We start from the raw sequence: 26,100 nt of genomic DNA, 5'->3' as shown, positions 1-26,100 counted from the left end.
CCACCCGAGTTAAGTCATATGCCTTAAGGCGCTCGACTTAATCTCTCAGGAGTGATCCACATGAGAATCATCCGAGGCCGCAGGGCCGTCATCACCCTGGTCGCGCGCGGCTTGGCGGGCGCGCTCGCCGCCACCACGCTCGCGACCCTCGCCGCGCCCGCCGGCGCTGACGAACCCGACGCGAAGGGTTCCGATCCGCATCGGGAAGCCACCATCCGCGAGACCTACGACTACGCGTTTCCCCTCTACTTCCTGTCGAAGCTGCGGTGGAACGCGCTCGAGACCACCGGCGGACGCACCAGCACCACGCTCAACCACTACGCGCACTCGCGGTCGGTGGCGGGCCCGAACGACACGTGGGCCAACGCACCGCTGGTCGACGCGCTCTACTCGACGGCGTGGATCGATCTCGCCGCGGGACCGGTCTTCCTCGACACGCCCGACACCGGCAGCCGGTACTACGCGCTGACCCTCATCGATTTCTACTCCAACACCTTCTATTACGGCGGCACCCGGGCCACCGGCACCGCGGCGAAGCGGGTCCTCCTGGTCGGCCCGAAGTGGAATGGTCAAGCGCCCGACGGGGTTTCGGTGGTGCGTTCGTCGACCAACGACGTCTACGTCAACCTGCGCGTTCAGACGACCGGGCCCGACGACCAGGCCGCGGTCAACGCCGTCCAGGACGGATTCACCATCACCCCGGCACCGGGGTATTCGGCCGACGCCTCGGTCCGCCGGGTCGCGCCGGGCACCGGCCCGGAGAACTACCTCGCCATGGTCAACCAGATGCTGGAACTGAATCCGCCGCCGAACTACGACGATTCCCTGATCAAGAAGTTCCGCAAGGTCGGAATCTGCGGCGCCGACTGCACTTTCGACAAGATCCCGAAGCCGACCCAACAGGCTTGGCAGGAGCTCTATCCCACGCTGGGCAACTACATGGCCCAGTACGCCGCGCAGACCGCCAAGGCCAAGGGCTGGGTCGACTACAGTCCGCCCGGATCCCTGCTCGGCACCACCGAACAACGCGATTACGCCTTGCGCGCCAGCTCATTGGGCAGCGGAACGGGCATGCTCGGCCTGCGTCGCGAGGAAGCCAACTACTGGATCACGTTCACCGACAGCTCCGGCAACTACATGACCGGTGACCGCGCCTACACCTTGCGCCTGCCCTCCGGCGGCATCCCGTCCAAGGCGTTCTGGTCGGTCACCCTCTACAAGGTCCAGCAGAACGGCCAGTTCCTCACCGAGAACCCGATCAACCGCTACCACATCTCGAACAACACCCCCGGCATGGTCACCAACCCCGATGGCAGCTTCGACATCCGTATCCAAGCCACCGAACCCGCCGCCGACAAGAAGCCGAACTGGCTCCCCAGCCCGGGGCCCGGCCACGCCTTCATCCTGTTCGCTCGCGCCTACATCCCCGGATCCTCCGTGCTGGCCGGTCAATTCACCATGCCGCCGGTCACCGTGACCGAATAGTCAACACCTTTGGTTGGGGCGCCTGCCGAAGCCCGGCAGGCACCCCGCCGCCATGTCGACGCCTCAGCCCCGTCGCCGAAGAGTCACCGGCAGTGAGTCTTCCGGCAGCGGGGTCGCGCTCATGTCCAGGGGCATGATGTAGTCCTGCGGGACTTCCCATTCGAAGCTGCGGAGCAGCTGGTGGAGGACCATTTTGATTTCGAGGCCGGCGAAGTGCTGGCCCAGACATTTGTGGGGGCCGCCGCCGAAAGGGGCCCAGGCCATGCGATGGCGTTTGTGTTCGGCGCGGTCGTCGCTGAAGCGTTCCGGGTCGAATTCCTCGGGTTGGGACCAGATTTCGGGGCGGTGGTGGTTGGCCAGGGCGGGGACGACCACCATCGAACCTTCGGGAACGAAGTAGCCGCAGATCTCGGTGTCCTGGACGGCCACGCGGGGCTCGATCTGGATCGGCGTGCACAGGCGCGTCGTTTCCTTGAAGATCCAGTCCAATTCGGTGAGGTCGGCGAGTTCGTCGTAGCCGAGTTCGTGGGGCATGTCGAGGGAGCGGACGCGGGCACGTTTCTGCCAGTCGGGGTACTTGGCCAGGTTGTAGACGATATTGGCGAGGGTGCCGGTGGTGGTGTCGTGGGCGGCGGCCAGGAGGAAGACCATGTGGTTCACGACGTCCTCGTCGGTGAAGCGTTCGCCGTCCTCGCCGGTGGCGTGGCACAGCATCGACAGGAGGTCGGTGCCCGGCTGGTCGCGGGCGGTCGTGATCCGTTCGGCGAGGAACACTTCGAGGGTGCGGCGGGCGCGCAGACCCTTCCGCCAGCGACTGCCGGGCAGCGATATCCGCACCATCGCGCCGCCGGCGTGCAGGAGCGCCATGATGGCGCCGCTGATCCGGTCGGCCTCCGCGCGAGGCAGGCGCGCACCCATGAAGACCTCGAGGGCCACGTCCAGGGTCAGCTGCTCCAACCGCTTGTGCATGAGCACCGGGTTACCCTCGGCCACACTGCCTTCCGGCAGCTCCGCGATGTGGCGTTCCACGATGGTGTGCAGGGCTTCCAGGTAGGAATTGAGCGCCGAGCGGCCGAAGGCCTGCTGCATGATCGCGCGGTGCGCCTTGTGCTCGTCGAAATCGAGCATCAGCAGGCCGCGGTCGAAGAACGGCCCGTTGAGCGGCTTCCACGCGGGACCGTTGGCGAACACCCGGTCCCGGTTCATCAAAACCTGCTGTGCCGCATCGGGACCGGCGGCGATGATCCACCGGCTGCCGAACATGTTCAGCACATGCACCGGGCCGTAGGTGTTCTCGTCCTCCCGAGCCGAACCGTGCGGGTCGCGGCGCTGACGCCGCAGCTGCGAGATCCAGTTCGTGGCCGGCCCGCTGATCTGCCGGAGCTCGCTGCCCGCCGGTGGTGCCGCGACGAATTGTGTTCTGGGCAAGGCAAACCCCTCCTGCGTAACTGTCGACAAAGCCGAAAGTTACCTGCAGGGAAGGGGTCCACACCGCCGTTCGGCGTATTTTGCCGAATACTCCTGCGTTTTAATGCAGATTGGCCACGACGTCGGCCGCGATCGCCTTCGCCGCGGCCTCCGACGCGGCCGCGCCGTTCCAGTCGTTGACGACGACATCCACGACGGCATTGCCCGAACGCAGGATGATTCGGGCGTCGGAACGCCCCGGAATCGCCTTCGGACTACCACTGACCATGGCGGCCGACTGCACCTTCGACCCGAGTTCGGCGGGGGTGATCTCGACGGACTTCGACTCGTTGAGCTGCGGCTGATACACATCGGAAAGCGAGCTCTGGGCACGGCTGTACATCGACGGCGAGCCGGCGGCCATGCGCAGGACCACCTGGATGCTGACCGGATGCGTCACGGAATCGACCGTGGTCCAGCTCGGCGTGTGGGTGACCTCGTCGGGGTTGAGCGTCATCGTCGGGGTGCGCTTGCACTGCGCCCCCGGGGTGTACCGGCTCAGCAGCGCGGCGGACACCAGCGTGCACTCGTCGCTCGTGTCGTGGTAGGTCGGCCCCGCGGCCGCGTCGTCGGAAGAGCCGGACGTGACGAGATATACAGCGCCGCCCGCGATCGCCACTCCCAGCACCACCGCCCCGGCGATCCACACCCGCTTGGACCGAGGCTGTCCCTGCCGCACCGGGGACATCACCGCACTCACCAACCCGCTCCGATCTAGAGAACTCAGCTGGTCAGAGATTACCGCACCGCAAGCCATCCGCTACACCCGGCAACCAGCACCTCGGGTGTGAAACAGATTGACGGCCAAGCCAATTGACTCGGCGGTCGGCAACCCTGCCGCGACAGGCGGACCAAGGCCCACTCGGGCGGATACGAAAAGAGCCGGGCTCGGCGATCTTGCCGAGCCCGGCTGGCGGTGGTGTCCTAACTCAGTAGACCCGGTCCGTCTGGTCGGGGATGACCGCGCCGGTGGCGTCGTCCTTCGCCGGGGCGCCGGATCCGTCCGGGTTGGTGTAGCCCTTGGTGGAGCACGGGTACAGCGAGGTCTTCTGGGCCTTGGGCTCGATGAACATGGGGTTGATCAGCCACTTGCTGTCGCCGTTGGAGTACGCGGGGCACATCAGCTCGGTCTTGTTGCGGTTGATCACCAGGTGCAGGGCGGTCGCGTCGCGGACGAAGGTGGTGTCGGTGGTGGAGTCGCCCGCCGCGAAGACCTGGCGGGTGTCCTGGCGCTCCCACGCGGCCGGGCCGCTGACGCCGAAGACGCGCTCGTTGATGAAGCAGCGCTTGCCATCGAGGTAGGTGATCGCCTGGTCGTCACCGGAACCGCCGCAGCCGACGGTGTGGTAGCTGCGCACACCGTGATCCATGACGTTCTGGATTCCCACGATGTGATTGCGCTGCACGCCCAGATGCGGCGCCCAGGCCTCGATCACGGCCTGCGGCGAGGCGGTGATCACCCAGACGTCGAAGCCCTCCTTCTGCAAGGTGCGGTAGAGGTCCGCCATCTGGTCGTAGTAACGGACCCAGGCCACGACCTTCTTGGTGCCCACCATCTGCGTGGCGCCGACCGGGTTGGCGAGGTTCTCCGCACGGGCGGCCTCGGCGAACTTGGTGACGGCCTCGTCGTTGTAGCCGGAGAGCAGGTTGTTCACCCACGCGTACGAGGCTTCCGTGCGGCGCTGATTCCACCCGGCGAACGCGGGCTTGCCGCCGGTCGTGGTGGTGTCGTTGTACACCGTGTACAGCTCATCGGCGCACGCGGTGTTCGTGCTGGTCGGCAGCGGCTGCCCGGCGGCGACATCGGTCCCGCAAGCCTTGGACAGCGCGTCCGCCGCATCCTTCGTCAGATACGGACTGGTCTGCATCCAATCCTTGTTCGGCGGCTGCAACACCTTGTCATTCCGCAGGATCCAGAACGTGGTGGCATCACCCGCGTCGTTCTTGATCGTGGTGTTGTCCCAGTCGAACGTCGCAACCGGATGCTTGTTGCCGTGAACGGCCTTGTTGCACTTGCCATATTCATTGACCATCTGCTGCAACTTGGCGGCGTTGTCGCCATACCACTGCAGCGAACTGTCGAGCTGTGCACACTTATCGCTCGACGGAGCCGCGCTCGCCTGTGGCGCTCCCAGTGAGGCGAGGCCCAGCATGACCGCCAGCGCGAGTAGAAATCGTTTTGTCATGCGCGGCAGGCTAGGCACCGCACACCACCGCGAGCCGTCACCCACATGAATACTGGTCAGTTGTTCAGTTAACATTGTTCACGAAAGGCCTGCCGACCCGGAACCCACTGCGGTCCGCCAGGTTTCGCATATCCGCGACCCCGTTGCTCCTCCCCGCGACAGACACCAGTCGACATGGGCCCAATCGACATACTTGCGCCCGGAGCCAGAGTCGATTGCCCGGAAGACCGCGACGTCTCCGGGAAAGCCCGATTCATCCGGTTCTAGGGCGTCGATGGATCGGCGTGGCAGGTCGCATCCGACTCCGGCAGCGTCCCGGCGTCGAAGTAGCTGTTGATGGCGTCGTTTACGCAGGCACTCAACTTGGGCCGGAAGGTCATGTGAATGCGGACGTCCTGCAGCGTGACCATCCGCGACCCCGTCATGTCCTGGTGCAGCCGCAGTCCGTGGGCGTACGGGGTACGAGGGTCTCCGGTCGCCTGAACGATGAGCGCGGGCACCGAATTCCGAACAACGGTGGGCGCTTCCACTGGCCGTGGCCAGAACGCACAGGGCTCGACATTGCTCGCCAACGCGCCGAAGACCGGCTGTGTGACCCGGCTGTCCTCGATATTGCGCCAGTACGAACCCAGATCCGTCATCGCACCCGCATCCCCGCAGGCGATCTGCGCCAGCGTCGAGTTCTCCCCGTCGCGCAGCGCTGCCACGATGGCCGCGAGCCGAGGCGACCGAGACGTGGTCGGCGGCCCGCCCACGGCGTCGGCGAGCTCCCGGACGGTCTCGGCCACAGCCGCATTGATCCGATAGTTCATCAGCGTCCCGTGCAGGATGAACGGCAGCCAATGATCGTCGACAGCGAAACCGTCCACCACGATCGGCTGCCGTGCCGCAGCCCGCACCAGCTCCTCGATTCCGGCCCGCACCTGCTGCGGTGTCGCACCCAACCGATACGTGTCATCCCGCGTGGCCGCCCACGCCGCCCAATCATCCAATGCGATCTCATCCGCCGGCCCCCAATCCTGCACCAGCCCTTCCCAATACCGATCCGGATCGATGGCACTGTCGAGCACGATGCGATCTGCCCGCTGCGGGAACATCTGCGTGTACACCGCACCCAGGTAGGTCCCGTAGGACGTCCCGTAGTAGCTGATCTTCTCCTCGCGCAGCGCGCTCCGGACGATGTCCATATCCCGTGCTGTATTGCGAGTAGTGAACTGCCGCAACAACTCCGGATCACGAACCAGGCACGAGGCAGCCATTCCCGCCGACTGCACGGTGTCGTGCGCGAACCCCAGCAGATCCACGCCCGCCGATCGGATCATCTCGCCCACCGGCCACCCGCACCGCCCAGTCCGCCCCGATCGCCCGACACCACGCGGATCCATTCCGATCAGGTCATAGCCGGCCAGCGCCTCCGGGCTCAGCACATCACCGAGCAGATCCAGACTGTCCAACCCCTCCGCGCCGGGTCCGCCGGGATTGGACAGCAGCACCCCTCGCCGTCGTTCCGGATCACCTGCTCGCACCCGAGATATCGCCACTGTCGTCGTGCGCCCGTCGAGCTTCCCGTAATCCACCGGCACCACCACGTCCGCGCACTCCCCGCCGGCCGCGTCCAACTCCGTCGTCCCGCAAGCCCTCCAATCGATCGGCTGCCCCTGAAACCGCTCCAACCCCAGCGATTGCGGCTCGTTTCCCGGCCCGGGCGCGGCGGAACTGTACACACCCACCGGCGCGATGACGGTCACCGATACGACAAGTGCGGTGATCGAACGCCGGAATAGTCGCACCAACAACAGAATTCGCCTCTCAACCACGCTCACACAGTCGGTCAAGTAAACCGCACGCCCGTGCGGGGACAACCACCTACATATCAGAAGTCCAATGCCTGCCGATCACTCGACACACCGCACCTTCCGCATCCCTCAACCTGGAAACGACGATGGGGCCGGTACCGCTTTCGCGGTACCGGCCCCATCGGGAACAGATCGTGTATTGAAGCCTTCGGTGGGCCTCCTGGCGGCCTACTCCAAACCTGCGTACCAGTCGGAACGTTTACGCCGATTGGTAGAGATTCTGCCATCGTTGCAGGTCAAACGGCCGGAAGATGAAAACACTCCCCCGCCTCGGGTCCATAAGCTCTCGCAGCGGCTGGCGCCAGACATAGCCGAGGAGCTGGCAGCGGCGTATCGCGGTGGAGCTACAACCATGGAGCTTCGAGAACGGTTCGGCTTGAGCCAGGGCAGTGTGCTGCGACTACTGGCCGGACAGGGCGTCACGATGCGACGACAAGGACTGAGCGAGAGCGACGTTCAGACGGCGGCCCAGATGTATTTAGAGGGACAGTCACTGTCCGAGATCGGTACACAGTTCGGGGTGTGGCCGGGGACGGTGCGACGAGCTCTGATCAAGGCGGGAGTGCCGATGCGGCCGACGGGTGGAAGCAAGCCGAGGAGGCGGTGCCAGGCAGCGTGAGGCTGGTCGGGATTGCCCCGAGTGTCATCCGGGGCTTCGCCCTGCCCTCCTTTGGCGTTGCGCTGCTCAGCCTCTCGTGCCAGCTCCTCCTGAATCGCCTGCTTCCGTTGGCTTTCACGGGCGAGTTCGAGCAAGGCTTTGGCAAGCTTGTTCATGGGAGTGTCTGTGTTGGCGACAGCCTTGACCGTGATGACTGAGTTCTTGGGGCGTGGCTTCTTTGGCGTACCGGGGAGGTAGGGAGCGGGAGGGTGGGCTTCGGAATAGGCGATGACGGCACACAGTTGACCGAGGGCTTTGCCGGCACGTTGGGGTAAGGAGGGGTCTGATTTGGTGATGGTCTGACGATGGGTGATGAGTTCTCGGTCTGAGAGATGTTTGGTGAGACGGTAGTACTTATGGAGGGCCATTTGGCCTGACCAGGCGAGGACACCGAATTGATGATGGTGGGTTTTTCAGGCTTCTTTGAGGAAGTGGTGATCAAGGAGGTCGGTGGGGGTGGTGAGGCGGGGCATGACATTACCTAATGACCACCGGATGTCGATCTACCGCAACACAAACACCATCCTTAACGATATAGCACTCGACGTAATGCTGACCCCTATACTTGGTCGGCTCGCTCATAGAGCGACGTCCGTTGTCCTTGACAACCTGTCCGCGAACACAGTTATTCGCAATAGCTTCTTCGCCAGTATTGCGCACCTTCCAATACACGGAGAATGGTTCGGGTACGTTGACTTTATCAAGAGTGAACAGGATAGTACGCCCCGGCGCAACGGTGTTTCCGTGCTTTCGAAGCTCGTAAGCCCTAAATCCAGGCATACGCTCAAGACGAGCACCGATACGCACACTATAGAAGGGACTTAAGTGGATCGGGATTCCCCAACGCCCCTCCAGCGTTTCGACGGTATCCGCAACACCAGTGCGGCCAATGTGTGCATTCGACGCCGTTTTGACTTCAGTATCGTACGTGGCGAAATCTTCGCCAAACACAGCCCGCCATTTCGTCTTACTGAGCTCCCGGTCGGGTTCTTCGTAAGCGTCTGATACCTTTTCATAGTAGTAGGCGACCTTGTTTCGGAAGTTCACATATTCGTCCGGATCGACACGGTGATTAAAGCTCTCTGTCGGGCAGCTCGGATCACAGATCAGCGGAACCGTTGGATTAGCCTGGAGATACTCATTTAGATCCTTGAGGATATGCTTGAGTGTCGTCGGCACGTCTTTGTAGTAATCGATGTCATTCATCAGCTGAACATCGTTGACACGTTCGCCCACAAGGATATTAAGGATCACAGAACGTACCGAAAAAGTATTCTTGTAGTCGCGAAGGTACTTCAGCAACCTGATGACCTTGATCAGCCGACCGCTCGTAATTCGATTCTTCTCGTCTAGCCACTCATTGAACCCTTCCGGGTTCGTCAGCTCAAATTCGTTCGTGACTCGATTCGTGATGAAGTGCTCGTCATGACGTTCAAGATAGGGCACTACATCGATATGGAACTCGTTGGCGTAGTCAACCTTGACGCACCGGTCGTGCCGACTGACCATTTCGCGATACGTGCCGCCAGCACGAAACACGGTGTATAGCTTCTGCACATAGTCGTCGGCATCCCAGCCGTCGACCTCCTTCATACTAAGCAGTACATCAGCATCAAACTCATCGTTCGACTGGACCGGATTGATGATGGTCCGCTGCGCATAAGAGCCCTGAGGAATGAGTTCAAGAAAGTGCTCGGAGATTATATCGGTACCGGATGACAGATAGTTACCGACGGCGGTGACACGACTGTCAAGCTGCGCAATACGCGTGTCTCTCAGATTTACCTTGTTCACCAGGAAGGAGTTGAAATGTTTGATCAGTTTCATTTGGCGCCTCCGACCGATCGCAGCGGCACGAAGGGCTCGGCCGCCTGAGTAAAGAACATCTCCCGAATAAGGGGTAGTTGCGTCCGAGCCTCTGACGCGCCCAGCGCTCGGAGCGCTTCGATATCACTCGTACGGTCAAGCTTGAAGCGGCCGTTATTCACGATAGGAGAGATACGTTTCACGTTGTCATGCCCAAGCAATAGCATCGCCGCCCCGATAGAGCCAGAAGACTGGCCGGCCATCATGACAGATACCAAGCGGGTCGCCCAGTAGTTAAGCCCGAGGCGAGATTTCCGATTCGCGCCAGCATTTAGGGGTGAGTCCGTACAGCCAACGCTCAAGAGCCGGACGTCACCTTTGCTCCAGTCCAGAACACCGAGCGCCTCGACTGCCGCGGTTCCCATGGGATTGTTAGCCCACATCCCGCCATCAATAAGAGGGACACCCGCTTGAGAGCGATGCGTTGGAAAGTAGGTTGGGGCAGCGGCCGTGGCCAAGGCAACGTCAACGGCCCGCTCCAGATAGTCGCGCTCAAACCGCGGGTGATGAGCAGTCTTCTTGACGTGCACCTGACCGGTCTCAAGGTCGAGCGACGGGATGACAAGCCGGGTCTTGCTCTCACCCAAGACTCGATCGCCAAAGACGTCTTCGAGAGCGGCTATCAGTGGCTTCGGATTGTACTTAGCAGCGCCTAGCCACCGGACAAGCCCGACACTTCGATTCCCCCGAAAGATCTCAGGCCCTCGTTGCTCATAGAAGCCGAGAATCTCCTTTACGGACAGACCCAAGCCAAGCCCAAGCGCTATGATTCCGCCGGTCGACGTACCGACGATGAGATCGAAATAATCAACGATTGGTCGATCAAGTTTTTCTTCAACGTCAGCCAGAAAGGCGGCCGGGAAAACGCCCTTGATCCCGCCGCCATCAATACAAAGTATCTTCTTAGGAACGCAAACCTCGTCACACAAGGCAATTTCATTTGTTTCCATACTCTAGTTACAGATCCTCTAAATTTTAGATGTTATTCATGCGCACCACCCGGATCACTCCACCCCAGGTCACCCTCCTTTTATTTTCATATCAAATATAACCCCACGACCATTACATTGACAATGCGTCAATTAACATAAGCTCTATGATTCAGCGCCAATGCCCATATGCATTTATTACAACATTCACCGGTACATTTCAGCTCAGCTCAACAGAGGTCGCGCAAAGTCGAAAACCACGTACCGGCCCAAGACCCGGTATGGGGCTCGAAACCTTTCACCGAGGTAGTGAGCCTATCTCCAGCACGGCGCAAACTCGCCGCGACACGCGAAGAGGTCCGCACCGGTACATGCGGACCTCTGTTATTTTGGAAGAATATTTAGTTAGGATAATCAATTTGGTGGGCCTCCTGGCGGCCTACTCCAAACCCGCATACCAGTCGGAACGTTTACGCCGATTGGTAGAGATGATGCCATCGTTGCAGGTCAAACGGCCGGAAGATGAAAACACTCCCCCGCCTCGAGTCCATAAGCTCGCGCAGCGGCTGGACTGAGCGAGAGCGACGTTCAGACGGCGGCCCAGATGTATTTAGAGGGACAGTCACTGCCCGAGATCGGTACACAGTTCGGGGTGTGGCCGGGGACGGTGCGACGAGCTCTGATCAAGGCGGGAGTGCCGATGCGGCCGACGGGTGGAAGCAAGCCTAAACAACGAGACTGGTAGGACTTTGTTATGTCTGTCACGTGAGTGGGTGTCGGGTCAAGATTCGGCTTGATTCTCAAGACGATGTCGGAGTGGATATCGGTCCGGTTGCCGCAAACGAGGTGTCGATCGAAGACTTTGCCTCCCCGGAAGACCGCGATTCGCTGCTTGAGCTGGGCCTCCCGATGTGAGCACCATTCATCGCGCCGAACCCGTGACCGGCGCCGCCGTCAGGTGAAATGCTGTCGTCTGTGTATGGAGATCGGGTACAAACCAGGAGCTGGCGATGGCGGGGATAGACGGCAGGTTCCTGGCACGCGAAGATGTTCTTCGCGCGGTCAACGATGAGTTGGGTTGGCATGGGCGCCTTTTGCCTCGTCGTTTGGATTACGAGTTGCTTTCCACGGATCCCTCAGCAGTAGCAGAATGGCTGATCCCCCAACTGCGGTCAGGAGGGTGGGGTCGACGTGCCAGCGTCGTGTTTGCCAACAAGGAGTGGCGGGGCACACGACCTCTGCACACGCTGACCCTGGAAGACAGTGTCCTATACCGAATCCTGGCACGTCGCTTGAGCACCCGGCTTCCGGACCGTCTACGAGGCCGAACATCGATTGAAGAGTTCCGCCGTGCACCGCTTGAGGTTGCCGAAGCGCGATACATCTGCGTCGCAGATGTCACCGCATACTACGAGTTCATCGACCACGATCTCCTCGCCTCCGAACTCGTGGGACAGACAGGCGACCAAATGGCCGTCAATGTGTTGCGCGATGTCTTGGCCGCCGTGCTCGGCCGACACGTCGGGCTACCGCAGGTGCACACAGCCAGCGACATCTTTGGCGACGTGTACATCGACCCAGCTCGGCGACGCCTGGTCCGGCGTGGGCACGCAACCTTTACTTACTCCGATGATTTCAGGCTTGCCGCGCCAACCCTGCAGGCAGCTCATAGTGCCCTCGAAGCATGTGAGGTCGAAGTGCGGAAACTGGGGTTGGTACTCAATGAGACCAAGACCCGGACCTACCTTCGTGGGAACTACGAGAACTCACTGACCGCGTTTGCCGAGGCACAGCAGCATCTCCTCGACCCGAACGGCGAGGGCGGCACCGACGTTGATCTAGGACTTCTTGAGCGGGGCTATGAGTCCCTGAACGCCGAACCTGAATCGGTCGATCAACCCGAGGCAGAGGGTTCTGACGACGAAGACCAGCGTCGACTGGCGGCTGGACGACGAGCATTCGAGCTGTGGAAAGACTGGGTCGGAGAAGAGCATCTTGAAGACCGGGACGCAGCGGTTCTACGGGACCTCCTCGGCCGCGCGCTACCAGTTCTCGGCACCGCCGGCGATGCGGCGCCACTCGCTTGGATAGAGACGATAGTTCGTGTGGAGCCGGCACTCACACCACAGGCGGCGTTGTATCTACGGGAGTTGGGACGCATAGAACATGAGCATCGCGGTGCGGTGCGTAAAAGGTTGGATAGCATCGTCTCCAAGGCCATCCTCAGCACGTGGCAGTCACTGTGGTTCACCTACGCGGCAGCGGGAAGCGGCGCGGGAACACGACCGTCCACATACGAGAATTGGCTTGAGAAATGTGTTGCCGCAGGTGATCCAGCTGTCGCCGCCGGCGCCGCGGCCGCACTAGGCCAGATCGGCCGCGGGGACTCGGGCGTAGTCGCCGCGGCGGTCGACAGAGTTGGTCCCGAATGGCGCAGGTTGGCCTTCGTTGGACTCATCGGTCTCGACGCTGCCAAGGCGGAGGCAACCGCAGACGATGCACTCGACCGGGTCTTGCTCGCAGCCCACGAAGCCCAGCAATGAGTGCGCCGACAACACCCTCGGATTCGGCCGAGGCGTTCACCACGCTGCTTAATCGGACCCTGGCCTCGCACCAGCTGGCAGTGGACGCCATCGCCTCGGAGCCCCCTGGGCGTCTTCGTCCGCACTCGGCCGCCGATCGCGTACAAGAACAGCGTCAGGCTACGTTGCTGCGTCTGCTGTCAATCACCGAGGCCTTCGCTGCAGACCTCCTTGCACGCGAGGTGGAGCAAACCTTCGCAGGTGTGTCGAGCTCAGTACTGACAGCTGTGGTTGACGACAGCCTGATCGGCGCAACCAATACCTGGAAAGAACAGCAGACCGCATACAAGAAGTGGTTGAACATCACTAAGCCTGCAGTGAATTGGACCTCGGTCGAGCGACTATCGCATGCGCGCAACGCCATCGCTCACGGGCTCGGTGAACTTACCCGCCGCCAGAAGCAAACTGGTACATCAATTCCAGACCAGTTGCTCAACGCCGGAATTAAAGTTGAGAATAATCGGATAGTTCTTGCGGAGCAGAACCTTATTGACGCAGCAGACAGATGCCGGGATCTTATCGAATCACTCGACCGTGCAGTGCAAGACCGGTGAGTCTGTCGCCCCCGCACAGCGCCCGCAGGGTATAGGCGGTGGCACCTGGAGCACTTTGCACCAGCCGAACGAGCAATGGAGAGTTGACTGCAGTAACCCAGCATGCCCGCAGCCGCCGTGGGATTACCCGCCATGGATCATCGGCACAATGTGCGCTGCCTGCATCATGTTGTGCCACACCGGAACACGAGGGATAAACTCAACGACGGCGCCAGATTTGAGCCTCGGTGAAAAGACCCTGATCCCAACCCAGGTCTCCAACCGGAGAGGCTCAGCGTCGTCCAGAAACGTTCACCGTTCTCTGCACGCACGATGCCTACGCCAAGGGGTGACCTTCTCCATCTGTTCCAACAGCTCTGCTTCTTCGCCGTAGGGTGGTGAGTTGAGATCGAAGCGAAGGCTCATCGGTCGATCGACGCGGGCGGTTGGCAGCTTTTCAACGATACCGATCCAGAACTGGCCATCTCTCCTGAGAGCTTCGTTCATTACTCGGATCCGGAACAGGTTGAAGGGCCAGTACTTGTATCCAGCGGCGAAGCGGCCGGCGGTCGGGAATACGTACGGCCAGGTCTCGTTGGGTTTGATCGGTGGACTGTCTGGGTTCGTCAGCCACTCTTTCACCCGCAGAAGGAAGGCGTCGACAGCCTCCTATCAACGATTTGCTCCTGAGTCTTGTTGCGACCGAAGCGCTTCAAGCTGCTGGCAGCAAGCGAGAGATTGAGGTTTTCGACCTCGTCAAGCGTCAGAACCGATGGTCGCCAGCCGCTCACAACCGAATGATCGAGCACCATCGGCTCCGGCCCAGAGTCCTGTGGTGCGGTGGGTTGAGCAGTGGAAGTTTGCTGACGGTTTCGAATTAGCGCGACCTGGGAGGCGCTGTCACGCCCGCTTGATCTTGGTTCAGGGAAGCCTGAGCCCCTTAGCCCGCGTCGCAGCAGTGGAAACGTTGCGGCCATGGTCAAGTACTCGGCCGACGAGACAGCTCCTCCGCGAAGGACGTTCAGTAGTGTGCCGGTGAAAGCCGTACAACCCGCAGGGCCAGCGGATGCCGCAGACTTTCTGATCGTGTCTGTGGCTGTCAGGACGTAGGTGCCAGTGATAACAGTAAGCTCGTTGAGTACCTCGTTCTGGTCGACGTCGGCGGCCATCGAGTCGGCACCGAATGCCCTACCGCTGTGGCAGCAATCGAGGATGACCACCTTCACTGCGGCGCTCGACTCACGGATCCGATCGCGGATGTCGGAGTAGCGCAGGCAACGGCGGCACGATCGAACGTGCCCGCATCGGCTACCTCAACGCCCGCATCGAGATCGAGGGACGACTGGTCAACGCCATCGCACTCGATCCGAAACGGGCGCATCTGGTGCGGAAAGGATGGGAACTGTACGCCACCGACGAGTACAGCATCGATCGACTTGCTGACGTCATGGCTGAACTTGGGCTGACAACCCGACTCTCGGGCCGTCACCCGGTCGAGAAGCCCGTTAACGACAGCAGTTGGCATCGCATCCTCCGCGATCCCTACTACGCCGGTTTCGTCGTTTACAAGGGGGACCTGTATCCAGGCCGTCATGAGGCGCTGGTCAGCCAGGAGTTATTCGACCAAGTCCAGAACATTCTGAACACTCGCAGCGCCCCTGGCCAGCGCGACCACATCCATCGGCACTACTTTAGAGGCGATCTCTTCTGCAATCGGTGCCGCGGACAGGGACGCACCTCACGTCTCATCTACTCCGAGGTCACTAGCAAGACCAAACAGAAGTATGGCTACTTCGTCTGCCGGGGGCGGCAGGAGGGGCTATGCGAGCTTCCCCACCTTCGCATCGAACGTGTCGAGCATGCCATCGCTGAACGATACCGCTGTCTACAACTTCCTGAAGATTACGTCACTGAGGTACGAGCCCAACTCAACTCGGCCATCGATGACGAGCAGGGCAACGTGCGTGAGCGGCATGCTGGTCTCAAGCGCCGGCTCGATCAGCTTGAAGCCCAAGAGAAGAATCTGGTCGACCTCGCGGCGGATGCGGCCCTCCCCCAAGCCAAGATCAAGACCAAGCTCAATGCGATCACGCTTGAACGGAACAGGATCGAGGCCGGGTTGATCAACACCGGCGAGCAGCTTGCGGTCGGTGCAACAGTCCTTCGTGACGCGCTGAGCCTGCTGGAGGACCCCTACACGCTCTACAAGAACGCCGATGGCAAGACCCGGCGCCATCTCAACCAGACCTTCTACGAACGCTTCTACATTGACGAGCCGGATGTCGTCGTGGAGGACGACAAGAAGCCACTGTTCGGCGAAATCCACGATGCGCTGGCGGTCTACAAGGATGCGTGGGTAGATTAACCAATCGCGGTTACGGGGATAGCCGATCGACAATAGCAAAAGAGCCCCCACATCGTGGAGGCTCCTTCAACTTCTACCTTGACGGGCCTACTCAGGCTTCCTGATGTTTTCGTGTCAGGGTTTCGAGTAAGACCGTCATGGTGGAGCTAAGGGGATTCGAACCCCTGACCCCCTCACTGCCAGTGAGGTGCGCTACCAGCTGCGCCATAGCCCCTTGCGGTTGTCGCTGGGATTACCCGGCGACTGGACGAAGGTACACCATGAGGGTTGGGGGTGTGCAAATCGCCTGGTAAAGGTGGGTCTTTCACGGGAAGGGTGGGTTGGATTGCACGGATGACGGGGCGCTCGGGGTTGAGGTCGGTGGCTGCGGCGGTTGCCGTGGGGGTGGTGGTGCTGGGTGGCGGGGGTGTCGCGAGGGGGGATGTGGGGGTGGGGAGTCGGCCGTTGGGGTGTGTGCCGGCTGTCGGTACGTTGCAGGTGATTCCGCCGTCCGACCACGGCGGGGCTGGTCGAGTTGGTCGCCTTGTCGCAGGACGGGTCTCGGATCACGTATCAGGATCCGTGGCTGCCGGCGGATCTGAGCTATGAGATCGGCGGGCCGATGGGTGGGCGGTTCGTGTCGGAGTCGCTGTCGGTGTCGGGGTCGGTGACGTTCGTGATGAACCGGTACGGGGACATGTTCACGCGTAAGTACGACCTGGATATGGCGGGGTCCAATCACATTCCGGGGCGGTACACCTGGCAGGACCAGGGGCCGCTGCCGTCGGCGCCGGATCAGCTGACCGAGCGCAGACCAAACACCCGGCCACACTGACCTCACCGACCGGCCGCGACCACCCCGTGCAGCTCTACACCACCGACGGCCTGCGACTGCTGCCGCGCGCCGCCGGACTGGACGACAATCCCCGCGAACTCGAAGGCGCCCTCGACGTCCGCGAAGCCGACCCGGCCGGAAACCCGGAACTGGCGGGCTTCGTGAACGGACCCCTCACGGGCAAGCCGGTTTTCGAGGTGACCGTGCAGGCCACCCGATCCCAGCTCACCGTCGCTCCGCTCGGCGCGACCCTGAACCGGGGCTGACGGCTAGTTCGGGACCATCGCCCCGGGGTGGTAGGTGACCGCGGGGTTCCACAGGAAGAACCCGTTGTACCCCGCCGCGTAGGTGGCGTCGATCTGCGCCTTCACCTGCTCGTCCCCGTAGGAGACGCCCAGGCTGAAGTCCTGCAGCCACGGAATCACCTGCGCGCTGGTCCCCGCCGTGCGCGCCCGGAAGTCCTGCAGGGACCGGAACACGATGTCGTAGGGCTGCGAGTTCGGGCTCGCGACATCGTATTCCCCGGCGTGCCAGTGCGACGGGTACAGCATGGGCGCCAGGAAATCCGAGTAGCGCGCCATCGACGGAATGTCCTGGGCGATCTCGTCGGGCCGGGTCGCGGCGATACCGAACACCGCGGCGCTCAACGACGCCCCGGCCTGGTGGATCGGCTCCCGGCAGTCGCGCAGGAAGTTGGCGATCGAGTCCGACGGGGATTCGGTGAGCCCGGGGAACTGCATGCCGCCGAGCCCGCCGTCAGGGCGGCGGATGTAGTCGTACATGATGCCGTCGAAGCCGAGCTTGGCCGCCTCGACGGCGAGATCACGGTTGTAGGACCGGATTTCGGGGCTCGCGAAGTTGGTGAAGGCGATGGCGCCGTAACCACTGGAGTACGGCTGCCCGCCCGCGTTCTGGATCACCCAGTCGGGGTGTCCGTTGCGCCAGGCCCACACGGCCACGGTCGGATCGCGGAAGGCGACGATGCGGCCGATCACCTTCAATCCCATGTCGTGCAGCTGCTTCAGCGCGGCCGGGGCCTCGTAAATCGTGGTGGTGGCGCCGGATTCGCGGGCCAGCGGCACCTGCGAGTCGTAGCCGATCATGCCGTCCTCGTCCTTGATGTCGAGCTGGACGGTGTCGATGCGGCCCTGGCGAGCGAGATCCAGCACCGCCTCCCGCATCGGGTCGTAGGCCCACGCGTAGGCGGTGACGTGGACGGCGCGGATGCGCGGCAGCGTCACCTCGACCTTCACCGGGCTGACGACGGTGTCCCCCGCCGCACCGGTCGCCACCACCGTGGCGTCGACCGGACCGTGCGGCAGCCGGATCTCGAAGGAGCCGTCCGGGCCGGGACGCACCGACTGGTCGCCGATGGCGACCTGCTTGGCGCCGATCGCCTTGCCGCGCACCAGCACCGGGTCCCGATAGGAGGTGGCGGCGGGGGTCGGCGCGAGTTCCAGAGTTGCCGGCTGGACGGCCGCCGAAGGGCGGCTGCGGCCGAAGACGAACACCACCCCGGCGAGCACCAGGCACAGCACCGCGCCGATCGCGAGCAGGGCGGACCGCCGTCGGCGGATCGACCGGAGTCGCATGAGCAACCTAGACACCAACTTCCACAGAGGGCTGTTGGGCATCACTATCTCGCCTGTATGCGAACAACGTCCGATTTTCGCCGAGATCACGTCAAAACCGTTGTCGCCGCGTAGCGTTGCGGCGATGAAGGCGTCGACCATGCTGCGAATGGTCACGGCGGCGCTGCTGTGCGCGACCGCCACCGCGTGCGGAGGATCCACCGCTCCGAGCCCGGCGGCCGCGCCCGCCCCACCCCCGGCTGCGGCCAGGCCACCGGACCCGGCCGCGGTCGCCGCAAATGAGCTGGGCCAGATCCCGATCCTCATGTATCACCGCGTCGAACCCGCGCCCGCCGGCGAATACGACCAGACCCCGGCGAAATTCACCGCCGAACTGGAGCGGCTCCACGCCGAGGGCTACCGCCCGATCACCATCACCGAGTACCTGTCGGGCGTCATCGACCTACCCGCGGGCACCCATCCGGTGGTCCTCACCTTCGACGACTCCACCGGCAGCCAGCTGACCCTCACCCCGGCCGGCGACCCGACCCCCGACTGCGCCGTCGGCCTGCTCGAGCAATTCCATTCCCGCCACCCGGATTTCGCGGCCACCGCCACCTTCTACATCAATAACGAACCCTTCGGCGAGGACGCCCGCGCCCTGCCCTGGCTGGTCCGCCACGGCTACGACATCGGCGCGCACACCGCCACCCACGCCAATCTGGGTCAGCTGCCGCCCGCCGACGTGCAACGCGAACTGGTCCAGAACATCCGCGCCATCACCGCCGCCGCCCCCGGCACCACCATCCGGTCCATGGCCCTGCCGCTCGGCGCCTATCCCGCCGACCACGGCCTGGCCCGCGCGGGCAGCTGGGATGGCACGCCCTACCGGTTCGGCGGCGTCCTGCTGGTCGGCTCCAACCCGGCCGCCTCGCCCTTCACCGCAGCGTTGGACCCGGCGGGCATCCCCCGAATCCGCTCCGGCCGCAGCCCCGTCGCGTTCGACTCCGGCTACTGGCTCGACTGGCTGGCGGCCAATCCGGCCGAGCGCTACACCTCCGACGGCGACGCCACGCACGTCTCCTTCCCGCGCGCGGCCGCCGCGGAACTGGCCGTGAGCTGGAACTCGACCGCGCAACCGTACTGACCGCGGGGGCAGCGGCCCAGGCAACCCGCGGTTCACTGCGCGCTGCCGCGGTTCGGCACCGGCGCGGCCGGATCTGTGTCACGGTGGATCCCGTGTTCGGCGAGCGTGTGGCGATGATGCGATGGCGACCCGGCTCCGGCCGCCTGGTCACCATCATGGCGGTCTGCTTCGGGCTCACCGTCGTGATCACCCGGCTGTACCTGATGGCCGCCGGCTATCCCAAGATCGGCGGCAGCACCTACCACATCGCGCATGCGCTGTTCGGTGGATTGCTGCTGGTCATCGCCTGTCTGGTGATGTTCCTGTTCGCCGGTCGCGGCTCCCTGACCACCGCGGCGGCGCTGTCCGGGGTGGGGCTGGGCCTGTTCATCGACGAGGTCGGGAAGTTCATCACCTCCGACAACGACTACTTCTTCCCGCTCGCCGCGCCCATCATCTATCTGGCCTTCCTGCTGATCGTGCTGGTCGCCCGGTACGCCGCCCGCAGCCGCGTGCGCCCGCCCGCCCTGGTGCTGGCCGATGTCGTCGAACAGGTCGGCATGGATGTGGGCACGCCGATCAGCGTCGAACAGCGCAATGCCCTGCTGCACAGTCTCGACCGCGTGGACCGCGGTGGCTTCACCCCCGACACCGTCGCCCTGTGTGACGCGCTCGGCGACTATCTGCGCACCACCCACGAGGCCGCTCAACCCTCCCGTTTCGGGCGATTTCGGCGGGCGTATCGGCGGGCCGAGGACGCCGTGCTCCCGCAACGGGTGATGGCGGCGGTGTTGATCGCCGTCCTCATCGGTCATGCCGTCTGGACGCTGTTGCGGCTGATGCTGGCCGTCATCGTGCTGGCGGGCCGGCATTCCCCCTCCCCCGCCCTCGATCACTTCCTCGACGTCACCCAGAATCACGGCTGGAAGGCCTTGGCGGGCTTGGGCATCGCCGCGGCCGCGGAACTGCTGGTCGGTGTCGGTTGCGCGGTGGCGGCGGCGCAGTGGATGCGCGGCCGGGTGGATATCGGTGTCCGACTGGGCATTTGGTCCAATATTCTGTCGCTCACCGTGGTGAACGTGCTGGCCAGCTATTTCAGCCAATTCCTGACCGTGTTCACCGCCATCGCGGAAGCCCTGCTGCTTTGGCTCCTGATCCGGTATCGCGCGCGATACTGTTCGGTGTGAGCGCAATTCGGCACAGCCCTGCCCCGGCGAGGTCGAGCGGACGGGTTCCGCGCAACGCCGAATTGCTACTGTGCGCGGCGGCGCTGGCGCTGACCGGATTCGCGTATCTGGCCATGACCTCCACCACCGGCAGCGGGTTCGACGGGCAGAGCATTCGGGCGCTGGTCGTCTTCACCGTGTTCGTGTTGGTCACACATCTGGCGGTGCGGCGATGGGCGCCCGCGGCCGATCCGGTGTTATTGCCGTGCGTGGTGTTGCTCAACGGGATCGGGCTGGTTCTCATCGACCGGCTCGACCGGGCGGAGGCGGCGCAGGCCGCGCACGCGGGCAAGCCGGTTCCCTCCTCGGATTCGGCGCACCAGCTGATCTGGACCGGCTTGGGCATGGCGTTGTTCGTGCTGGTGCTGGCCTTGGTGCCCGATCACACCAAACCCGCCCGATACGGCTACACCTGTGGACTGGCCGGAGTGGTATTCCTGCTCATCCCCGCGCTGCTGCCGTCGCGCTTCAGTGAGGTCAACGGTGGCAAGAGCTGGATTCTGATCAGCGGCTTCTCGATTCAGCCCGGTGAGTTCGCCAAGGTGCTGTTGATCATCTTCATCGCCGCTTTCCTGGTCGCCAACCGAGACCTGTTCACCACGGCGGGAAAACGCCTCCTGGGCATGACCTTCCCGCGCCTGCGCGATCTGGCGCCGCTGCTGCTGGTCACCTTCGTCGCGGTGCTGGTGCTGGTGTACGAGAAGAACCTCGGCTTCTCGCTGCTGGTGTTCGGGACCGTGCTGGCCATGATGTACATCGCCACCGGGCGGGCATCGTGGCTGCTGATCGGGCTGGCCATGTTCTCGGTCGGCGCGATCATCGCCTACGGGCTGTTCGCGCACGTGCGGGTGCGCGTCCAGGTGTGGCAGGACCCGCTGGCCACGTATTACACGACGGGGTACCAGATCTCGCAGGGCCTGTTCGGAATGGGCACCGGCGGTCTGATCGGCACCGGCATGGGCAATGGCCGGCCGCAGGACGTGCCGTTCGCCAAGACCGACTTCATCATCTCCACCATCGGCGAGGAGCTCGGACTGGTCGGGCTGGCCGGGGTGCTGGCGCTGTTCCTGATCCTGTGCGTGCGCGGTTTCAGCGCCGCCCTCACCACCCGCGACGCGTTCGGCAAACTGCTGGGCGGCGGGCTGGCGTTCTCCATCGGCTGGCAGTTGTTCGTGGTGGTCGGCGGTGTCACCAAACTGATTCCGCTGACCGGTCTGACCACGCCGTTCATGTCCTATGGCGGTTCCTCGCTGCTGGCCAACTACATCATTCTGGCGCTGCTCATCCGGATCTCCGGCGACGCCCGCTCGGCCCCGCCGCCGCCCGCGCGCCCCACCGCGCCGGTGCCGCCGATCGCCGAGGACCTGACCGCTCACGTGTCCCGCCGCCTGCTGCCGCGCCGCCGCTGAACCGGAGGCCGGCGATCCGATTGCGCTGCCGCACAACCCGAACCGGGAGCATGCTGGACGGGTGACTTCCTCCAGCACCGGCCGGACCGCCCTCGACAATGTGCGCGTCTTCGACGGCCGTGGCCTCACCGCACCGACCACGATCGTGATCGACGGCGCCGTCATCGGCGCCGACGACACCGGGGCCGAGCGCATCGACGCGGCGGGCGCGGTCCTGCTGCCCGGCCTCATCGACGCCCACGTCCACATTCGCGACCACGACACCCCCGGGCTGCTCGCCGCGCACGGCGTCACCACCGGCCTGGACATGGCCTGTGAGCCCGAGGTGGTCGCCGGCCTCCGGAACACCGTCGGCACCACCGATATTCGCAGCGCGGGCCGCGCCATCGTCGGACCCGACGGCATGCACGGCAAGTTCCTCGGCGAACCCGCCATCATCCGCGGCGCGGAGCAGGCCGAACCGGCTGTCGCCCAGCGTCACTCGACCGGCTCGGACTACATCAAGCTGGTGCTGGAGGCCCCCGGGGAGGGAGGCCCGGACGCCGCCTCCGCCAAGGCCGTCGTGGCCGAGGCCCATGCGCGCGGCCTGCTGGTGATCGCCCACGCGGCCACCCCCGGCGCGTACACCATGGCCCTGGACGCGGGTGCGGACGTCATCACCCATGTGCCCGCGGGCAATCCGCTCCCGGCCGACACCATCGAGCGCATCGCCGCCGAGGGCACGATCGTCGTCCCCACCCTCACCATGATGGAAGGGATGGCCGCGGTCCGGGGCTTCCCCGACGCGTTCGGCGCCTGCCTGGCCTCGGTCGCCGCCATGCACGCCGCGGGCATCCCGATCCTCGCGGGCACCGACGCCAACGCCAATCCCGGCGTCCCCATGAATCCCGCGTTCGGGGCGAGCCTGCACCACGAACTCGAACTGCTGGTCGCGGCCGGGCTCTCCCCCGCCGAGGCGCTGCACGCCGCGACGGCCGGGCCCGCCGAACGGTTCGGTCTCGCGGATCGCGGGGCGGTCGCCCCGGGGCTGCGCGCCGATCTCGTTCTTCTCGAGGGGGATCCGCTCACCGACATCACCGCGACGACGCGTATCCGCCGGATCTGGTCCGCCGGAACCCCGGTCCCCCGGTAGGTTTCAGTCCCGGCCGGGCAGCCGGTCGGTCACCAGGCGCGTCAGCGGGCTCAGGGTCAGGCAGATCGTGAGCCAGCACGCGCCGAACAGCCATCCGGCCAGCACGTCCGTCGGCCAGTGCACGCCCAGGTAGAGACGCGACAAACCGACGGCGAGCACGAACAGGGCGGCGAGCGCGGCCACCACGAGCCTGGCGACCGGTCGGAGCCAGGGCAGTGCGACGACCACCAGGATCCCGATCACCACCGTCGAGCCGAGGGCGTGGCCGGAGGGATAGGAGTGGTTCGTCTCGGTGACGAGGTGATCGACCACCGGCGGGCGGTCGCGCCCGATCAGGAGTTTGCCGAAGAAGACGATCAGGCCCGCCCCGGCCGAGGTCACGGCGACGAGCACCGCCCGGTCCCAATACCTGCGCCAGGCCAGGAACAGACAGGCCAGCGTCGAGTAGATCGCGACCGACGTGGTGTCGCCCGCCGCGCTGATCACCTTCGCGACAGTGGTCCACGTGTCGGTGCGGTGGTCGATGAACCACCGCAACCAGGTCGCATCGGGGCCGGCGGGCCCGTGGGCCCAGACCACCACGCAGGTGAGGGCAATGATGATCGCCGCCAGCACGGACGCGATGAACACACCGGTGAGCGTGTAGTCGGCCGGTGGTGAAGTCGGCGCTGTCTCCTTCGACGCGGGCGGTGTGGACGGCATGTCATCGAGGTTGCCATGCCTTCGCTGAGAGAATCTCGAGAGAGGGGTGCGAGGGGTGAGCCAGGGCTTTCTGTCGCGGAGCCCTGGCGTAGGAGCCGAAACAGCCGCATACTCGAAGTTGTAAGCATTGGCTGATTACTTATTGCCGACCCACCTTCGGAGGAAGGGCGCTGACATGAACGATATTTCGATCGAGACCCCCTACCGGTCCGGCGTCTCCCGGACAGGTATCGAGAATGCCCTGGTCGCGGCCGGATGCAACCTCGACGAACTGCGGCTCACCGATCTCGCGCTGGTGGAGGACTTCCACACCATGGGCCGGATCGCCACGGGCGCACTGGTGGAGCTGGCGGGACTCACCGCGGAATCACGGGTGCTGGATGCCGGCAGCGGGATCGGCGGGACCGCGCGATTCATCGCCGACAGCCGGGGCTGCCGGGTCACGACCGTGGACCTCACCGAGGACTACTGCGAGACGGCGCGATGGATCAACAAGCTGGTCGGACTGGATGATCGGATCACGGTGCGACAGGGCGACGTCACCGATCTGCCGTTCGCGGACAACAGCTTCGACGCGATCTTCAGCCAGCACGTGCAGATGAACATCGCCGACAAGGACGGCCTCTACCGCGAGGCGTATCGGGTGCTGGATACCGGTGGCCTGCTGGCCATCTGGGATATCACCACGGCATCCGTGGGTGAGCCCGATTTCCCGCTCCCGTGGGCGGACCGGTCGGACCAGAGCCATCTGGTGACCGCCGACAATCTGCGCGCGGCCGTCGAGCGGTCGGGCCTGACGGTGGAGCAGTGGGACGACCTCACCGAGCAGGCGACCGCCGTCATGCGGATGGTGCTGGCGAATCCGCCGAATCCCGTTGGCCTGCAATCCTTCGTCGCGAACTTCCCGGCCAAGATCGAGCACCTGACCGAGGCGCTCGCGGACGGGCGCTTGCGGGCGACCCGGGGGATCGCCCGCAAGCCCTGATCAGCTCGACCAGCCCGGCTCGGCCTCGGCAAGCCCGGTTCTCAGCGCAGGGTGACCGTGGTCGGCAGGGTCGCGAAGCCGCGGTTGTTGGAGGCGTGGATGCGCTTGCTGCCCGCGGTGTCCACCTCGAAATCGGCTACGCGGGAAGCGATTTCCTGCAGAGCCGTGCGCAGCTCCAGCAGCGCCAGGTTGGAGCCCAGGCAGTGATGGCGGCCGCTGCCGAAGACAAGCGAGGCGGAGGTGTCGCGCTCCAGATCGAAGGTGTCCGGATCGGCGAAGACCTCCGGGTCGCGGTTGGCGGCGCCGGTGAGCAGCAGCACGCGGGCGTCGGCGGGAATGGTGACGCCGTGCAGTTCCACCGCCTCGGTGGTGGTGCGCAGCTGGGTCTGGGTGGCCGGATCCCAGCGCATGGCCTCGGCGATCCAGTCGTCGATGCGGCCGTCGAGGGCGGCGCGGCGGGCCTCCGGGTGCAGGGCGGCGGCGTTCCACGCATTACCGAAGGTCAGCATGCTGGTCTCGATACCCGCGCCGACCAGCAGGATCAGCACGCCCACGATCTCCTCGGGGGTGAGCCGGTCATCGCCCTCGGCGGCGTCGAGCAGGCCGGAGAGCAGGTCCTCCTGGCGGGACTTGCTGCGCTCGATGGTCAGCTCGGTGTAGTAGCCGACCAGCGCGCCGATCGCCTGCATGGCCTCGGGCCGCAGGTCGGTGGACTCCTCCTCGGTGTACATGATCTCCATGCCGAGCTTGCGCAGCATCTCCCGATCGCCCTCGGGCACGCCGACCAGCTCGGAGATCACCTCGGTCGGGAACGGCCCGGCGAATTCCGCCATCAGGTCGAAGCTGCCGCGCGCGAGCAGCGGTTCCAACATCGAGACCGCGATCTCGCGCAGCCGCGGCCCCAGCGCCTGCACCCGGTGCGCGGTGAAGGCACGCGTCACCAGGCCGCGCAGCCGGGTGTGCTTGGGCGGGTCCATGGCGACGAAGGAGAAGAAGCGCTCGGCCTGCGGTCCCCAGAAGGCGGGCTCCATGCGCAGGCCATTCTTGCTGGAGAAACGGTCCGAATCCCGGAGGGCGGCGAGCACGTCCGCATGGCGCGACAGGGCCCAGAAATCGTCGGTCTCGTTCCGGTATACCGGGGCCTCACTGCGCAACCTGGCATAGTAAGGGTACGGATCGGAATGGACTTCGAAATCGAACGGGCTGTA

General features: G+C 64.2%; 22 protein-coding genes and 1 tRNA gene. 11 read left to right on the top strand and 12 right to left on the bottom strand.

Annotated features, from left to right (window positions below):
- The first annotated feature begins 60 nt into the window (after positions 1-60).
- Positions 61-1,485 (top strand): DUF1254 domain-containing protein, encoded by a 1,425-nt coding sequence (locus tag ACWEOI_RS22760; protein ID WP_452360912.1) that lies wholly within the window; start codon positions 61-63, stop codon positions 1,483-1,485.
- A 63-nt stretch (positions 1,486-1,548) separates the two neighbouring features.
- Here the strand turns inward: ACWEOI_RS22760 and ACWEOI_RS22755 are convergent, their stop codons facing one another.
- From ACWEOI_RS22755 to ACWEOI_RS22725, 7 genes are all read right to left on the bottom strand, one after another.
- On the bottom strand, positions 1,549-2,913 hold the full coding sequence (locus ACWEOI_RS22755) for a cytochrome P450 (protein WP_452360911.1): 1,365 nt from the start codon (positions 2,911-2,913) through the stop codon (positions 1,549-1,551).
- A 100-nt stretch (positions 2,914-3,013) separates the two neighbouring features.
- Positions 3,014-3,652, bottom strand: coding sequence for a hypothetical protein (locus tag ACWEOI_RS22750; protein ID WP_452360910.1), 639 nt, complete (start codon positions 3,650-3,652; stop codon positions 3,014-3,016).
- A gap of 229 nt (positions 3,653-3,881) precedes the next feature.
- Positions 3,882-5,138: a haloacid dehalogenase-like hydrolase gene (locus tag ACWEOI_RS22745; protein WP_452360909.1), complete on the bottom strand. Its 1,257-nt coding sequence runs from the start codon at positions 5,136-5,138 to the stop codon at positions 3,882-3,884.
- Between the two features lie 263 nt (positions 5,139-5,401).
- Positions 5,402-6,757: an alpha/beta hydrolase gene (locus tag ACWEOI_RS22740; RefSeq protein WP_452360908.1), complete on the bottom strand. Its 1,356-nt coding sequence runs from the start codon at positions 6,755-6,757 to the stop codon at positions 5,402-5,404.
- Between the two features lie 693 nt (positions 6,758-7,450).
- Positions 7,451-8,020, bottom strand: a complete 570-nt coding sequence (locus ACWEOI_RS22735; protein ID WP_452360907.1) for a hypothetical protein — start codon at positions 8,018-8,020, stop codon at positions 7,451-7,453.
- Positions 8,021-8,129: 109 nt separating this feature from the next.
- Entirely contained in the window at positions 8,130-9,479 is a 1,350-nt protein-coding gene (locus ACWEOI_RS22730) for an SMODS domain-containing nucleotidyltransferase (protein WP_452360906.1), read from the bottom strand.
- Entirely contained in the window at positions 9,476-10,468 is a 993-nt protein-coding gene (locus tag ACWEOI_RS22725; protein WP_452360905.1) for a CBASS cGAMP-activated phospholipase, read from the bottom strand. The genes ACWEOI_RS22730 and ACWEOI_RS22725 overlap by 4 nt, the downstream gene beginning before the upstream one ends.
- 989 nt (positions 10,469-11,457) lie before the next feature.
- On the opposite strand from ACWEOI_RS22725, the gene ACWEOI_RS22720 reads away from it, so the two are divergent.
- Positions 11,458-12,990, top strand: coding sequence for an RNA-directed DNA polymerase (locus ACWEOI_RS22720; RefSeq protein ID WP_452360904.1), 1,533 nt, complete (start codon positions 11,458-11,460; stop codon positions 12,988-12,990).
- The gene (locus ACWEOI_RS22715) at positions 12,987-13,583 is read left to right on the top strand and encodes a hypothetical protein (protein ID WP_452360903.1); all 597 of its coding nucleotides are present in this window, start codon (positions 12,987-12,989) and stop codon (positions 13,581-13,583) included. The genes ACWEOI_RS22720 and ACWEOI_RS22715 overlap by 4 nt, the downstream gene beginning before the upstream one ends.
- Before the next feature lie 291 nt (positions 13,584-13,874).
- Here the strand turns inward: ACWEOI_RS22715 and ACWEOI_RS22710 are convergent, their stop codons facing one another.
- The gene (locus ACWEOI_RS22710; RefSeq protein WP_452360902.1) at positions 13,875-14,204 is read right to left on the bottom strand and encodes a hypothetical protein; all 330 of its coding nucleotides are present in this window, start codon (positions 14,202-14,204) and stop codon (positions 13,875-13,877) included.
- 583 nt (positions 14,205-14,787) lie between these two features.
- Between ACWEOI_RS22710 and ACWEOI_RS22705 the strand changes: the two genes are divergently transcribed.
- On the top strand, positions 14,788-15,927 hold the full coding sequence (locus ACWEOI_RS22705; RefSeq protein WP_452361064.1) for a recombinase family protein: 1,140 nt from the start codon (positions 14,788-14,790) through the stop codon (positions 15,925-15,927).
- A gap of 138 nt (positions 15,928-16,065) precedes the next feature.
- Here ACWEOI_RS22705 and ACWEOI_RS22700 read toward each other — a convergent pair.
- Positions 16,066-16,141 (bottom strand) — tRNA-Ala (locus ACWEOI_RS22700).
- Positions 16,142-16,450: 309 nt separating this feature from the next.
- Between ACWEOI_RS22700 and ACWEOI_RS22695 the strand changes: the two genes are divergently transcribed.
- Both ACWEOI_RS22695 and ACWEOI_RS22690 read left to right on the top strand, forming a co-directional pair.
- Complete coding sequence (locus tag ACWEOI_RS22695; RefSeq protein WP_452360901.1) at positions 16,451-16,741, top strand: hypothetical protein; 291 nt, start codon at positions 16,451-16,453, stop codon at positions 16,739-16,741.
- 26 nt (positions 16,742-16,767) lie between these two features.
- On the top strand, positions 16,768-17,007 hold the full coding sequence (locus ACWEOI_RS22690) for a hypothetical protein (RefSeq protein ID WP_452360900.1): 240 nt from the start codon (positions 16,768-16,770) through the stop codon (positions 17,005-17,007).
- A gap of 3 nt (positions 17,008-17,010) precedes the next feature.
- Here ACWEOI_RS22690 and ACWEOI_RS22685 read toward each other — a convergent pair whose 3' ends face one another.
- Positions 17,011-18,333 (bottom strand): putative glycoside hydrolase, encoded by a 1,323-nt coding sequence (locus ACWEOI_RS22685; RefSeq protein WP_452360899.1) that lies wholly within the window; start codon positions 18,331-18,333, stop codon positions 17,011-17,013.
- Between the two features lie 124 nt (positions 18,334-18,457).
- Between ACWEOI_RS22685 and ACWEOI_RS22680 the strand changes: the two genes are divergently transcribed.
- The 4 genes from ACWEOI_RS22680 to ACWEOI_RS22665 all read left to right on the top strand — a co-directional run bounded on the left by ACWEOI_RS22680 (position 18,458) and on the right by ACWEOI_RS22665 (position 23,205).
- Positions 18,458-19,459 carry a polysaccharide deacetylase family protein gene (locus tag ACWEOI_RS22680; protein ID WP_452360898.1) on the top strand — a complete coding sequence of 334 codons (1,002 nt, stop codon included), beginning with the start codon at positions 18,458-18,460 and terminating at the stop codon, positions 19,457-19,459.
- Between the two features lie 113 nt (positions 19,460-19,572).
- Positions 19,573-20,625, top strand: coding sequence for a hypothetical protein (locus tag ACWEOI_RS22675; protein ID WP_452360897.1), 1,053 nt, complete (start codon positions 19,573-19,575; stop codon positions 20,623-20,625).
- The gene (locus ACWEOI_RS22670; RefSeq protein WP_433667237.1) at positions 20,622-22,073 is read left to right on the top strand and encodes an FtsW/RodA/SpoVE family cell cycle protein; all 1,452 of its coding nucleotides are present in this window, start codon (positions 20,622-20,624) and stop codon (positions 22,071-22,073) included. Before ACWEOI_RS22675 ends, ACWEOI_RS22670 begins: the two co-directional genes overlap by 4 nt.
- 61 nt (positions 22,074-22,134) lie before the next feature.
- On the top strand, positions 22,135-23,205 hold the full coding sequence (locus ACWEOI_RS22665) for an amidohydrolase family protein (protein WP_452360896.1): 1,071 nt from the start codon (positions 22,135-22,137) through the stop codon (positions 23,203-23,205).
- Positions 23,206-23,208: 3 nt separating this feature from the next.
- Here ACWEOI_RS22665 and ACWEOI_RS22660 read toward each other — a convergent pair whose 3' ends face one another.
- Positions 23,209-23,907 (bottom strand): phosphatase PAP2 family protein, encoded by a 699-nt coding sequence (locus tag ACWEOI_RS22660; protein ID WP_452360895.1) that lies wholly within the window; start codon positions 23,905-23,907, stop codon positions 23,209-23,211.
- A 175-nt stretch (positions 23,908-24,082) separates the two neighbouring features.
- Here ACWEOI_RS22660 and ACWEOI_RS22655 point away from each other — a divergent pair, with 175 nt between their 5' ends.
- Positions 24,083-24,892 carry a class I SAM-dependent methyltransferase gene (locus ACWEOI_RS22655; protein ID WP_452360894.1) on the top strand — a complete coding sequence of 270 codons (810 nt, stop codon included), beginning with the start codon at positions 24,083-24,085 and terminating at the stop codon, positions 24,890-24,892.
- Positions 24,893-24,933: 41 nt separating this feature from the next.
- Here the strand turns inward: ACWEOI_RS22655 and ACWEOI_RS22650 are convergent, their stop codons facing one another.
- A complete protein-coding gene (locus ACWEOI_RS22650; protein WP_433667244.1) occupies positions 24,934-26,046 on the bottom strand; it encodes a cytochrome P450 in 1,113 nt (370 codons plus the stop codon).
- Between the last annotated feature and the right edge of the window lie 54 nt (positions 26,047-26,100).

Source organism: Nocardia sp. NPDC004340, assembly GCF_053602575.1.
Note: the sequence above shows the minus strand (reverse complement) of the source record. Positions and strands in the feature narration are given on the sequence as shown.

Excerpts from the sequence above, each read along its gene's own strand:
- ACWEOI_RS22760 (WP_452360912.1), top strand. The coding sequence starts at position 61 with ATGAGAATCATCCGAGGCCGCAGGGCCGTCATCACCCTGGTCGCGCGC.
- ACWEOI_RS22745 (WP_452360909.1), bottom strand. The coding sequence starts at position 5,138 with ATGACAAAACGATTTCTACTCGCGCTGGCGGTCATGCTGGGCCTCGCC.
- ACWEOI_RS22735 (WP_452360907.1), bottom strand. The coding sequence starts at position 8,020 with ATGGCCCTCCATAAGTACTACCGTCTCACCAAACATCTCTCAGACCGA.
- ACWEOI_RS22730 (WP_452360906.1), bottom strand. The coding sequence starts at position 9,479 with ATGAAACTGATCAAACATTTCAACTCCTTCCTGGTGAACAAGGTAAAT.
- ACWEOI_RS22725 (WP_452360905.1), bottom strand. The coding sequence starts at position 10,468 with ATGGAAACAAATGAAATTGCCTTGTGTGACGAGGTTTGCGTTCCTAAG.
- ACWEOI_RS22720 (WP_452360904.1), top strand. The coding sequence starts at position 11,458 with ATGGCGGGGATAGACGGCAGGTTCCTGGCACGCGAAGATGTTCTTCGC.
- ACWEOI_RS22715 (WP_452360903.1), top strand. The coding sequence starts at position 12,987 with ATGAGTGCGCCGACAACACCCTCGGATTCGGCCGAGGCGTTCACCACG.
- ACWEOI_RS22685 (WP_452360899.1), bottom strand. The coding sequence starts at position 18,333 with ATGCGACTCCGGTCGATCCGCCGACGGCGGTCCGCCCTGCTCGCGATC.
- ACWEOI_RS22680 (WP_452360898.1), top strand. The coding sequence starts at position 18,458 with ATGAAGGCGTCGACCATGCTGCGAATGGTCACGGCGGCGCTGCTGTGC.
- ACWEOI_RS22675 (WP_452360897.1), top strand. The coding sequence starts at position 19,573 with ATGATGCGATGGCGACCCGGCTCCGGCCGCCTGGTCACCATCATGGCG.
- ACWEOI_RS22660 (WP_452360895.1), bottom strand. The coding sequence starts at position 23,907 with ATGCCGTCCACACCGCCCGCGTCGAAGGAGACAGCGCCGACTTCACCA.
- ACWEOI_RS22655 (WP_452360894.1), top strand. The coding sequence starts at position 24,083 with ATGAACGATATTTCGATCGAGACCCCCTACCGGTCCGGCGTCTCCCGG.